Here is a 12,591-nt window from a genome sequence, read left to right on the forward strand (position 1 = left end):
AGTAATAAATATCAGCCAAAAACAGTGCATTATGTAAACGTTTATATGATGATTTAAGTCGTTTCTACCGGATTTATGCAGAATTTTTCCACCCAATCTTTGTTATAGATTGTATCCACATAAGATAAACCGCTATCAGGACAAATAAAGACTACATTCGGTGGCGTATGAAATGTCTTGTCGGCAAAATAATGCTTTATAGCATAATACGAGCTTCCTGATGAGCCACCAACAAATAAAGCATGTTTTTCTAGCATTTCGTGACAACCTTGGATTGCTCGATACTCAGGTACATGAATTACCTCGTCGATAATAGCCTCCTTGAGTATTTCTGGAACCATGCTAGAACCAATCCCCGGAATAAAGCGTTTTTTAGGACTATCCCCAAATATAACCGAACCCTCTGTATCCACTGCTATAACCTTAATAGATGGAAACTTTTCTTTCAATCTGCGAGATATGCCAGCAATGGTTCCACATGAGCTAACACCGATAAACACATAATCTAGATGTTCAAAGGCATCTGCAATTTCCTTGCCTAATCCATGATAATGGGAAAGGAAGCTATCCCGGTTTGCATACTGGTTTGTCCAAAATGAATCTTTGATCGTAGTCAGAAGTTCATTTACCTTTTTAATTCGATTTAACAAATAACCACCTGTCTCATCTCGCTCGGTTACTTTGATCACATTTGTAGCAGTTACACGTAGAATCTTTTCATATACCTCATTAATATTGCTATCAATAATAGGAATGAAAGGGATTTCTAATTTTTTACATAACAATGCCAATGCAATGCCAAAATTTCCAGAAGTTGATTCTATTACAGTGGTATTAGGGGTTATTTCGCCTCTCTCAATTGCAGATTTTAATATGTAGTAAGCTGGCCGAACTTTCACACTTCCACTATAATTCTGAAATTCTAGTTTGGTATAAAGATTAATGGTATCGTTTTTCAAATGTAAAAGAGGCGTATCACCAATAAATGAGTGTAACTCGTCTAGTTTTACTAACATTAAAATTACCTCTCCCTTTGATATTCATATTGCGACGATTTGTGCGTATGTTTTTTTAAAATCTTTATACTATTCACCTTCAATCATCCAAAATAAATATTCTAGCTGCTTTATGTGATGATTAAATCACTATAAAGTGAATTATGAGTAAATTCAAAACAAAATGTAAACATTTTTTAATTCTTGAGGGACAAAAAATTACTTTTTCATATAAAGTTTACTATTAAAGGATATAATTGAAAATAATTTTCCATATTTTTAATATACCTAAACTTTCCAGCAATGTCTATAAGACCAAAATCCAGAATTTACTATATTTACACTTTTAAAAAAAGGTAATTATTTTATTATTATAAAAATAGAGACTGTTATTGAATTTAAAGAATATCATCCAAATAACCATCTCTTATATTCTATGAATAAAATTTTTCATCCAGCATTTTTTTATCCAAAAAAGTAATTTTTAAACTTTGTTAATAAAAAACGCCAATCATCATGAGATCAGCGCTCTTTATCGTAACGTGTTTTAAATAGACAACCCGCCATTAACTTCTAACACAGTACCGTTTACGTAGTCCGCATCGTCTGAAGCTAAAAAAAGATACGCTTTCGCAATATCAGATGGCTGCCCCAGACGATGTAACGGTATCTGAGAAATCAAATTTGATAGTACCTTCTCAGGTACCTTTAAAGCCATTGATGTCTCAATAAAGCCAGGCGCAACTGCATTCACCGTTATCCCCTTCCTGCCTAGTTCTTTAGCCCAGGTTTTGGTCATGCCAATTACTCCTGCTTTGGATGCTGCATAATTCGTTTGGCCAATATTACCTGCATGCCCTACGATAGATGATGTGTTAATGATTTTTCCAGCACCTTTCTCGATGAGATGTGGAATGACAGCTTTTGTGCAATAGAAGACCCCATTTAAGTTAACATCGATCACCCGTTGCCATTGTTCTACCGTCATTTTCGCTAGCATAGCATCTTGTGTAATACCGGCATTATTAATCAAAATGTCCACCGTTGAAAATGCTTCTATTACATTTTGTACCATCTGCTCTACACTCGCTATGTCTGAAACATCCACCTGTACGTATCTAACATGTTTAAAACCAGCCTGCTGGCACTCTTCCAAAAGGGTGATACCTGCACTTTGATTATAATCAGCGATGGCCACCTTCGCACCTTCTGCTAAAAATAGCTTAACGGTCTCTTTGCCTATTCCATTGGCGCCGCCTGTTACGATCACTACTTTATCTTGTAGCTTTTTCGTATTTATTCGACTCATAATAACTGTTTCTCCTCTCTATCAGCTATTTGAAATATATTCCACCGATAAATCAATATTCATACTAAAGGTCAACTCTTTCCTTACTTGGATGGGACGAATTTTTGAATACGTTGTAACAGTCCATCTGCAATCCAAAGGGCCCCTGACGAATCAATACCTAATCCCTGGGGAGAGAAAAAATCTCCGTCTACTCCACTAAACTGGCCCCACTCCTCAAGAAATCTTCCCTCTTGATCGTATAGCTCCATTCGATTGTTCGAGGTATCCGTTACATAAACACGATCCTGCTTATCAATGGCAATACCGATTGGCAGGAATAAATCCCCCTTTCCTTCCTTCCAATTCTCCAACGGATCTGTTGAACCTGCTCCACCGTTTGTACCCCATTTGGTGAGAAAACGTCCGCTATTATCAAATTTCTGAATACGATGATTATTACGATCTACCACATATACATTATCTTTTGAGTCGATGGTAAGTTGCATTGGCTGGTTAAACTGGCCGTCTTTTGTCCCTTTTTCACCCCATTCTGTCATATAAACAAAAAATGGATTAAATTTTTGAATTCGATGATTTACTGTATCAGCTACAAAGATATTTCCTTTACTATCAACTGCTACACCTGCTGGAAATTGAAAAAAGCCACTGAGATACCCCATCGACCCATAGGTAGCTACAAAAATACCTGAGTTGGTAAATTTCTGAATGCGATGATTCACAGAGTCAGCAACGTATACAAATCCGTAAGCATCTATGGCGATCTGACGTGGAACAATAAATTGGCCAGGCAAACTGCCATAAGCATTAGGGCCACCATTTCCCAGATTGCTTCCCCATTTCCCCACCAAAGTCCCACTAGCGTTATACTTTAAAATCCTATGATTAAATGAATCGGCAACAAAGATATTGCCACCCTTGTCAATCTCTACATCAAATGGACCAGCATATTGCTTTTTGTCACCACGTGCCTCTCCGATAAAACGATCTAGCACAGCAATCAGCGTAGCATCTTTATAGACAACAATTCGGTTATTACCTGTGTCTGTTACATAAAATGATCCATTCCCATCTGGTAGGACCTGATTGGGATAGACTAAAATCGGAAATAGCCCCGCGGTATACAGAAAACGATCCTGCTGATCAAATTTCATTATACGATTGTTAAAAGTATCTGCTACGAAAAATGCACCCGAGGAGGGCTCAAAATTAATGCCTCTAGGAAAATTAAACTGATAGGGACCGATACCAGATTCACCTTTTCCAACCTGTCTTTCGAACTTCCCTTTATCTGTAAACACCTGTATTCGGTTGTTGAACGTGTCAGCAATGTATACCTCATCAGTCGGGCTAATTGCAATTCCTTGTGGGAGGGCAAGCTCTCCTTGCCCTTTTCCATAGGTTCCAATCGTTAGTAAATACGTACCATCTTGATCAAACTTTTGCACACGATGATTGTATTCATCAGTAACATAATAATTATTTTTGCTGTCAACCGCTAGCTCGCGTGGAAATCCAAACTCTCCTTCCCCTTTTCCACGAGTCCCCCAGCTTTTCAAAAAGTGGAATTGACTATCAAATTTTTGTATCCGGTAATTACCTGTGTCTGCTACTAGAATATTACCCAACTTATCAATAGCGACTCCAAATGGCATGTTGAACTCCCCTGATTTGTCTCCAAGACTCCCAAAGGTTTCTAAAATCTTACCAGACTTATTCATTTTCACAATCCGATGATTTCCCATATCAGCCATATATAAATTGCCAGAATGATCCTTCGCCATAGCGACTGGGGTTCGAAACATCGAAGAATCATCTGCGTTATTTCCCCAAGCTTCAGAATATGTAAAGCTCGAAGCAGCAACAGGTGAGCCTACTAGCAAAAATAGAGCTACTGAACAGATTATTGCGAGTAGTTTGGTCGTGAACAGCTTTTGATTTCTTGGTTGCTTATGGAAAAATGTACGATTTTCCAGGCTTTTCATATTATGAATCCTCTCCCAACCATTCAAGAATGGTAGCTGCCCAGGTATAACCTGTCCCAGCACTCACTGCTACTACAATATCTCCTTTATGTAACTGACGCTGCTCCTGTGCAAAGTGAAAACCAATACATGGGTCTAATGCTGACATATGTCCATGATGATCCAAATAAATCGCCTGCTCCTCAGATAAGCCTAGACGTTGTAATAATTCTCGAAACATAGAACGCTTGGTATGCAACGGCAAGAGCAGTTTAATGTCCTTCGTGGTTTTCCCACTCTTTTGAAGCGCTATCTCTATTACCTTGATAAAAGTAGGAACGGAGATGGGATCAAGACGCTCCTTCATACTGGAAGGGTTGGTGACGTCAATATAATGGAGTCGCTCCTCTACCGTATCGTGGCTGGTAGGGTTTTTACTACCACCTCCGGGTACTTTGACATCATCGTGGAATGATCCGTCTGTGATAATAGCAGATTGCAAAATTCGACTTTTAGTAGCTCCACGTGTAACTAATGCAGCAGTTCCACCATCAGCGAAGTTAAACATGAACCGAGATCGTGGATTGTCGTAATCTATGATGGTTGATTCTTTGCATCCAGCAACCAACAGAATATTGTGAATACTGTTATCAGCCGTTAACATATCCTTTGCCACTTTTAATGCGATAGGAAAGCAGGAGCTTACATTCATAATTTCAAAGGCATACGCGTTTGTAGCACCTAGCTCATGCTGAATTTTAGCTGCACACGACCACACGTAATAATCCTTGTGCGGACTACCAAAATAGATAATGACATCAAGCTCTTCTGGACGAATTTTCTTTCCCACAAACGATTTTGCAGCTTCTACCGCCAGATCAGTTACATGAAGCGTGTCATCTGCCACATGCTTTTCATAAAGTCCAAACTTTTCAATAATAACCGATGCCAGAATACCCGTTTTTTCGGCTAGGAGGTCTGCTGTTTCTACGTGAGGAGGGAAGTAAACACCAGTCGCCTCAATTCCGATTGAAATGTCCGTCATCTCACTTTGCTGTCTATTCATACCTTCTCCCCTTCTCTTGGCACAACCATGGTAGCTATTCCAGTAAGGACTACTTGGCCGTGCTGATTCGTGCATTCTGTTACTAAAGTCAAACTTCTTCGTTCTTCATTGAACTCTTGCACAGTAGCAGTTGCTGTGATGGTATCTCCAATAAAAACAGGGGCCTTAAACTGTAAGGTCTGATCTTTATAGACAGAACCTACACCAGGCAAATGCATGCCTAGTAAACGGGATAATAAGCTAGCTGTGAGTAATCCATGGGAAATTCTCTGTCCAAACCGAGTATCACTTGCATATTCCTTATCAACATGGATGGGATTATAATCCCCACTTAATCCGGCAAACATCACAAAATCTGTTTCGCTAATGGTTCGGCTAAAAGAGGCACTCTGTCCGATCTTATAACTCATTGTTTCATCCACCTTCCTCATCCATGAATCGTTTCTATCTTTTGTAGAGCTGTTTTATTGATTTTTCCTGTCGCATTCCGAGGCAATTCCGATAAAAAAACGAAATATTTAGGCATTTTATATTTAGCTATTATCTGTAGGCACGCTTGTTGGAGCATTTCCTCGGTAAGCGTAGCACCTTCTTTTACAACTACAAAAGCCTTCGCTACCTCCCCCCATTTCTCATCCGCTACTCCAACCACAGCCACTTCAACTACCTCCGGCAATGAGCCAATCGCTTGCTCTACCTCTAAAGGATAAATATTCTCGCCACCAGAAATAATCATTTCCTTACGACGGCCAGCAATGTAGAAGAAACCATCTTCATCCTTTCTCGCTAAATCACCTGTATAAAACCAACCATTTCGTATTGCCTTTGCTGTCTCATTTGGTAAATTCCAGTACTCTTTCATCACATGGGGACCTTTAATTACCAGCTCTCCTACTTCTCCGTTAGCCACCTCCTGATCATATTCATCCACCAACCGAACTTCACAAAATAGGACAGGTTTACCAATGGAACCAACCTTATGCGATGCATCCTCAGCTGAAAGCATACAAACAGTGGGTGATGTCTCCGTTAGACCAAAGCCCTGTCCAAAAGGAAGACCACGGTCTTGATAATACAAAATCAGCTCATGTGGGCACGGAGCACCTCCGTTATAAAACCAACGGACACAGCTCAGGTCTGTAGTGGAAAACAATGTACTTCTTCTAAGCGCATCATGGATAGCCGGGACTCCCATAACGATTGTCACTTGATACTGTTGAATCATCTCTAAGGTTTTGTCTGGATGAAATCTACCCAAAATAACAATGCTACCTCCCGCAAACAACGTTGGAAAAGCAAACAGCCCAATTCCTCCTATATGAAATAAGGGAAGCAAGATAATAGAGCGATCACTTGATGTAATATCTAGGGAGGTCAGATTATGAATCGCATTCCAGAACATATTTTCTTGGGTTAATACTGCTCCTTTTGGACGGCCTGTAGTACCAGAGGTGTAGCAGATTAGATAAGAAGCATTAGCATCTATCTTTTCATGAACGAAAGGTTCAGTTGCTACCTCTTTGATAGCGTTTTCAAAATTAGATTCAATAACAGTGGTTGCTAATTCTAACGTTTCTTCAGATAGAAACTGTTCTTTTTGATCCATCCAAATAATTTGTTTCAAATGACCGTCCATTCCCAGTTGCTTGACTACAGGTTGAAATTCATGTTGCGTAAACAACACAGTGGTCCCACTGTCCTCTATCTGATAAGAAAGCTCACTCGCGGTCAATCGTATATTGAGCGGAACCGCAATACCGCCTAGCTTAGCAATGGCAAACAACAATAAAACATAGGACGTGCTATTTTGTGATAAAATTCCAACCCGATCTCCAGCGGCAACCTGACATTCCTGTTGCAGAAATCGAGCGAACTGATTCACCTTTTGCGCCATCTCCTTAAAGGTAAGCTGTTGCTCTTCTGTAATGATGGCTATTCGATTAGGAGTATTCTGTGCTCGCTGGTCAATCCAGTAAGCAATCCCATGCATAGACATCCTCCTTTACTATTTACGTATTCTCATCTTTTTTCCCCATACCTTGCAGAATAAAGCTCATCGCTGTTTCAAATACTTCCACTGGTACCTCCTGATTTTCCCAATAAACCCATCTCATGCCTAAAAACTGTCCAATTGACATCAGACAATAAGCTAACGTCTCCTTATCTAGTGAGCGAAAAGCCTTCTCTTCCATGGCAGCAGTCAAGCTTTTGATAAATCCACTCGCTAGCTTATCGTAGTACCAGCGATACAACTCCTCATCTACTAACACTGCTTGTTGTACAATCCCATATAGGTTCCGGTGTTCTTTTACCCAACGAAAAAATGCTTGGAATCCAAGACGCAAAGCTTCTTCATGAGAATGGGCTGTAGTCACCTCAATCTTGATTTTGGAACGCAAATCACGGCTTAGTTGTCTGATTAGCTCTTCATAAATTGCTTTTTTGGAAGGAAAGTAATTATAAAAAGTGCCTTGAGCTACTTGGGCCTCTTGTGTAATCATAACGATGGACGCTTCATAGTATCCACCTGCACCAAATACCTGCTCGGCCGCTGTCAACAATTTTTGTCTAGTCTCTAGCCCTTTTTTTGTCATGTGTATCGTGGCTGTTTGCCCTAGTTGTCGCTCCATTTCTGACACCTGAATCACCTCTCAGTTTTTATTATAGTTAATTTTCTGATTTTTTCAATATTTTTATGTAAAGAAAAGGGATAGAGTCCAGATTATTCTGACTGATTCCATCCCTTTGTTCCGACAATTATCTCACTGACTCTACCTTATCTACATCAACCAACTTTTCTTTGATTAGAGAAGCTATCACCTTCTGTTCACTATCTCCATTTTCTGTAAAGGAGACTTTGTAGCATATGTCATTTTCGAGCCAAAAATAAGAGGTGATATCTGATTCTCTTGGAGAGCTCATTTCCTCATCAATTTTATATGGTTCTGTTTTTAGTACTTCCCTACCTTCTATGGTTACTGGTGTTACTTTGACAACAAATCTCTTTCCATCTATTCGCTCGAAAGGAACATGTCCGTTCTTTTTCATATCCATAAACATTTTTCTATCCCTGATTTGGTTGAAGGAAAACCCTGAAATCCCATCTGTTTTCTGCTTATCCGTACTAGCAAATCTCATACTGAGCACTCTATATTCTCGTTCTGCCTCATTCTCTGGAAAGCTGAAATTTATTTTTTTCGTCACGTATGCCTCTTCTGCTATCCACTCGTTTGATAATTTCATTGGCAATTTAGGGGTGAATTCAAGTAGTTTTTGAGCCTCTATAAAATCACCCTTATCATAAATGAGCATGATATTAGTTTGGCTAGCTACTCTAACAAGTCAGGAAAACCGCTTCAATGGATAGTTACCCGAAAAACAAAAAATCCCCTCCAATGCGCTCCTAAACTCACGCTATCTGGAAGGGGATCTACTTTATTCAAGCCTCTTATGTTCTCATTAAATGACTAGACATTTCAAATGTAAATGTTGATTTTCAGAGCTCTCTATTTGCATTTTTTCTGAAAACTGATAGTTTCTGGTCAGCTCTGTAAAGTTTTTAACTAATTGTTGACCAAATTCAGTACAAATCGACTCTGGATGAAACTGTACTCCCCAAATAGGCCGTTCTTTATGACGCAATCCCATAATGATGCCATCACTTGTCCACGCTGTTTTCTCAAGACAATCAGGAAGCCTATCCTCAACCATAAGTGAGTGATACCGAACCACTTGAAAACCTTGTGGGATTCCACTAAATATCGGCGACTCATTATGCCAAATTTTGCTCAATCTCCCATGCATCGCCTCTGGTGCATGAGTTACTTTGGCACCAAATATATGGCCAATCCCCTGATGTCCCAAACAAACCCCAAAAATTGGGACTTCAGCTTCACGCAAGACCTCTCGGCAAACCCCAAAATCCTTTTCATTTGTAGGAGTTCCTGGTCCAGGTGAAATGACAATGTTATCAAACGACAGGTTCTGTAATTCCGACCATGTAAATTGATCGTTTCGAACGACTGTTGGTAACACTCCACTTGTAGACGCGAAAAGTTGATAAAGATTGAACGTATAGGAATCATAGTTGTCAATTAATAAAGTCTTCAAAGTCTTTACTCCTTTCCACTGCAGAAGGCCATGCTCACATCACACTGGGAATTGTTATTTAGATAATTGTTTTCAAGTAACATGCTGTATCAATAATAAGCGAAAATCGACGATCAATAAATCATCTTAAGATAAGTAATTCCATCCAGATTTCCCCTCATGCTTTCACAGGTCTTTTAGACTTCTCAAAAATTAATTTTGCAATAGGTATCATTTTTATGTAACTATCTAAGGGAGGCAATTTCAGAGAAACAATAATTACGCGATTAACACATATAAGGAGATGTGTATTTTGTCTAACATTCCACTTCATTCAATTGTCCCTCAGGGGATATCTCGCAAAAAGACAGATACATTGCCAACTGTCAAGGTTATCAGCCGAAAAATAACGATGTATGTAGAACCGGAAAGAGTATTTCTTCATTTATTCTCAACAGAAGCATATACATACTGGCTGGATAGCAGTCGTGTAGAATCAAATTTGTCACGTTTTTCATTTATGGGAACAAACGATGGTCCACTAAGCCAAGTGATTTCCTATGAAACAGCGACAAAACAGATCAAAATTAAGCATTCCACAGGACAAGCTGAAATCACTGAGAGTATTTTTGATTATTTAGACCGTCAACTATACACTATGCAACAAGAATCTGCTGAATTGCCTTTTGATTTTAATGGGGGATTCGTCGGTTACTTTGGCTATGAATTAAAAGCAGAATGTGACGCTAAGATACGCCACACAGCGACAACCCCTGACGCAATGTTTATTTATTCCGATCGCATGATTGCTTTTGATCATCAGGAGAAATGTATCTATTTGGTTAGTATTGTACCATCTAATGAACCCGCTTCAGCTGATCAGTGGTTTGAAAATATGGAGCAAAAGCTAAAAAACCTTCCACTGCAACCAGCTTTAGAGATCCCAAATACAGATGGCAACCAACCACTTTCGTTTCAGTTGAGTCAATCATACTCACAATATGTAGATCACATACAAGCATGCAAGCAATATATTTTAGACGGAGAAACTTATGAAATTTGCTTAACAAATAGAATTCGAACTCAAGAGAGTTTTGATCCAGTATTGACCTATCGAATTCTACGCGAGATTAATCCAGCTCCTTACTCCGCCTTTTTCAAATTTAATGACCTAAGTGTCTTATGCTCATCTCCAGAGCGATTTCTAAAAATCGATCAAAATCGATTGGTTGAAACCAAGCCTATAAAGGGCACAATAGGACGTAGTTCTGATCCTGAGGAGGATATGCGCCTTAAAGAACAATTACGTAGCAGTGAAAAGGACAGAGCCGAAAATCTCATGATTGTCGACCTTCTGCGTAATGATTTAGGGCTAGTATGTGAAACTGGAAGTGTTTGTGCACCCAAATTAATGGCTATTGAATCCTATCAAACCGTACACCAGATGGTATCTACCATTCAGGGGACACTTAGACCTGAATTATCAGCTATCGATTGCATACGTGCTGCTTTTCCAGGAGGTTCAATGACTGGAGCTCCTAAATTACGAACGATGAAATTCATCGATGAATTAGAAACGGATGCTCGTGGCATCTATTCTGGAGCCATTGGATTTCTTGGATTAAACGGAACGATTGACCTCAACGTTGTCATACGAACGATTGTGATGTCCCCACAATCTACAACAGTAGGTGTAGGAGGTGCCATTGTAAGTCTATCCGATCCAGAACAGGAATTTGAGGAAATTTTGTTAAAAGGACATGCTTTAATCAAAGCGCTAACCATTTCTCGTTATGGAAAATTTGACGAACAACTATGGACGTTACATGATACGAATGCTTGAGTTCGTATATAGCCAAAGAACCAATGCTTAGTACATGGATGATAAGCGAAAACTCTGACGCATTTACTTTTTTGCCATTTATTTTTTCAGCTATCTGTCTTCACACCTTTTTGATGATGAGATCTATTGTAAACAAGCATTAGCTCACATCAAAAAGGTCCATTCGTCCCCTTTCCCCCACGATGCATATGGTCAATAAACTAGAATAATACTTGGTTAAACTCCTAATCTAGGTATTCCCGACCAAGAAAACTTGCAGAAACTGGTTTTCTATGTAATTCCCTCGCCCAGACAGATAGTTGACCAATATGATGAATCTCGTGTTCCTTGGATGGCACAAATCCAACTATATTCGACATCAATAATATGCAAAAGGGTATACAGAATATTGTCAACTCCCCCAACCTGGTTCATCAACAGCTCTTCTGTAGTAAGCTTCTTACACCACTCTAACCATTCATCTCTAACCTGCCAATTATACTGAAAAAATGAAAACATGAACATCACTCCGCCCTAATATGGAACAAACTCATCTATCATTATCCCGAATCGAACAAATGTTCTTTTGTTGTAGAGTGAAATATTATATGAATCAAATAAGAAATGCATTATTTTGAAACAAGCTTGATTATTTTGCGAAGATGTCTAACATTGCCCTGCCACGGATTCCAATTAATTTCCATCTATATCATAATGAGGTATTGATATTCGATCTTCCCTTATAAAATATCCAATATTACATTTATGTACGGTATCTAACGAAATACCCTCCTCAATCCAAGTCTCATGAGGAAGTTTGCATAACACACCTAATACTTGAGGAAGAGATCTGTTATTCTTAGTGTTCCCATATCAGCAGACAACCACAATTTGACATTAACATAATCATTTTCTCGGTTTTTATATATGTGATAAACCATGTTTGGTTCTGGATAAAACCCTGTTAAGTATTGATTCTAAATCTTCTAAATCACTTTTTGTAGGACGTAAAGCAATAATAGCAATGTCAATTTTAGTTCTTGAATAATTCCTTAGATAGTCATCTCATTCACAGTTTAACGTAAAATGTGCAATTAGTTTACAAATGACTAATAATATTGTTCAAAGTAAATGAGCCATATGATTTTCAACAATATATTTACCTATATATAAAGTCAAAAAATAGAACCCAACAAATATAACTAAAGACAATAAAATATTAATACGATCATTGTCTACCTTTCTGTTCAAAATGCTCCTTATGGAAATGGCAATAAAACCTAAAAGAATTAGATAGAAAACACTGGTGCTGAAATAGTACTGAATTGTATAACCAAAAAATTTGG

General features: G+C 38.7%; 10 protein-coding genes and 1 pseudogene. 1 reads left to right on the forward strand and 10 read right to left on the reverse strand.

Features of this window, described 5'->3' with window-relative positions; translation table 11 throughout:
• Nucleotides 1–53: 53 nt before the first annotated feature.
• The 9 genes from sbnA to BrL25_RS23745 all read right to left on the reverse strand — a co-directional run bounded on the left by sbnA (nt 54) and on the right by BrL25_RS23745 (nt 9,444).
• Nucleotides 54–1,016, reverse strand: coding sequence for a 2,3-diaminopropionate biosynthesis protein SbnA (gene sbnA / locus BrL25_RS23705; RefSeq protein ID WP_018670724.1), 963 nt, complete (start codon nt 1,014–1,016; stop codon nt 54–56).
• 526 nt (nt 1,017–1,542) lie between these two features.
• Nucleotides 1,543–2,304: a 3-oxoacyl-ACP reductase FabG gene (gene fabG / locus BrL25_RS23710; RefSeq protein WP_018670723.1), complete on the reverse strand. Its 762-nt coding sequence runs from the start codon at nt 2,302–2,304 to the stop codon at nt 1,543–1,545.
• Between the two features lie 83 nt (nt 2,305–2,387).
• Nucleotides 2,388–4,289, reverse strand: coding sequence for a 6-bladed beta-propeller (locus tag BrL25_RS23715; RefSeq protein ID WP_018670722.1), 1,902 nt, complete (start codon nt 4,287–4,289; stop codon nt 2,388–2,390).
• A gap of 1 nt (nt 4,290) precedes the next feature.
• Nucleotides 4,291–5,304, reverse strand: a complete 1,014-nt coding sequence (locus tag BrL25_RS23720; protein ID WP_026315080.1) for a 3-oxoacyl-ACP synthase — start codon at nt 5,302–5,304, stop codon at nt 4,291–4,293.
• Nucleotides 5,305–5,330: 26 nt separating this feature from the next.
• On the reverse strand, nt 5,331–5,744 hold the full coding sequence (locus BrL25_RS23725) for a MaoC family dehydratase (protein ID WP_018670720.1): 414 nt from the start codon (nt 5,742–5,744) through the stop codon (nt 5,331–5,333).
• Between the two features lie 17 nt (nt 5,745–5,761).
• Nucleotides 5,762–7,324, reverse strand: a complete 1,563-nt coding sequence (locus BrL25_RS23730) for an o-succinylbenzoate--CoA ligase (protein WP_018670719.1) — start codon at nt 7,322–7,324, stop codon at nt 5,762–5,764.
• Between the two features lie 19 nt (nt 7,325–7,343).
• Nucleotides 7,344–7,964 (reverse strand): TetR/AcrR family transcriptional regulator, encoded by a 621-nt coding sequence (locus BrL25_RS23735; RefSeq protein WP_026315079.1) that lies wholly within the window; start codon nt 7,962–7,964, stop codon nt 7,344–7,346.
• A 127-nt stretch (nt 7,965–8,091) separates the two neighbouring features.
• Nucleotides 8,092–8,538: a hypothetical protein gene (locus tag BrL25_RS23740; RefSeq protein WP_140576310.1), complete on the reverse strand. Its 447-nt coding sequence runs from the start codon at nt 8,536–8,538 to the stop codon at nt 8,092–8,094.
• Between the two features lie 255 nt (nt 8,539–8,793).
• Nucleotides 8,794–9,444 (reverse strand): anthranilate synthase component II, encoded by a 651-nt coding sequence (locus tag BrL25_RS23745; protein ID WP_018670716.1) that lies wholly within the window; start codon nt 9,442–9,444, stop codon nt 8,794–8,796.
• Nucleotides 9,445–9,727: 283 nt separating this feature from the next.
• Here BrL25_RS23745 and pabB point away from each other — a divergent pair, with 283 nt between their 5' ends.
• Nucleotides 9,728–11,266, forward strand: coding sequence for an aminodeoxychorismate synthase component I (pabB, locus tag BrL25_RS23750; RefSeq protein ID WP_236847755.1), 1,539 nt, complete (start codon nt 9,728–9,730; stop codon nt 11,264–11,266).
• Nucleotides 11,267–11,490: 224 nt separating this feature from the next.
• Here the strand turns inward: pabB and BrL25_RS23755 are convergent.
• Nucleotides 11,491–11,764 (reverse strand): annotated as a pseudogene (locus BrL25_RS23755) (DinB family protein).
• Nucleotides 11,765–12,591 lie beyond the last annotated feature (827 nt).

This window comes from Brevibacillus laterosporus DSM 25, assembly GCF_002706795.1.
GTDB classification, from domain to species: Bacteria; Bacillota; Bacilli; order Brevibacillales; family Brevibacillaceae; genus Brevibacillus_B; species Brevibacillus_B laterosporus.

Excerpts from the sequence above, each read along its gene's own strand:
- sbnA (WP_018670724.1), bottom strand. The coding sequence starts at position 1,016 with ATGTTAGTAAAACTAGACGAGTTACACTCATTTATTGGTGATACGCCT.
- fabG (WP_018670723.1), bottom strand. The coding sequence starts at position 2,304 with ATGAGTCGAATAAATACGAAAAAGCTACAAGATAAAGTAGTGATCGTA.
- BrL25_RS23715 (WP_018670722.1), bottom strand. The coding sequence starts at position 4,289 with ATGAAAAGCCTGGAAAATCGTACATTTTTCCATAAGCAACCAAGAAAT.
- BrL25_RS23725 (WP_018670720.1), bottom strand. The coding sequence starts at position 5,744 with ATGAGTTATAAGATCGGACAGAGTGCCTCTTTTAGCCGAACCATTAGC.
- BrL25_RS23730 (WP_018670719.1), bottom strand. The coding sequence starts at position 7,324 with ATGCATGGGATTGCTTACTGGATTGACCAGCGAGCACAGAATACTCCT.
- BrL25_RS23735 (WP_026315079.1), bottom strand. The coding sequence starts at position 7,964 with ATGGAGCGACAACTAGGGCAAACAGCCACGATACACATGACAAAAAAA.
- pabB (WP_236847755.1), top strand. The coding sequence starts at position 9,728 with ATGTGTATTTTGTCTAACATTCCACTTCATTCAATTGTCCCTCAGGGG.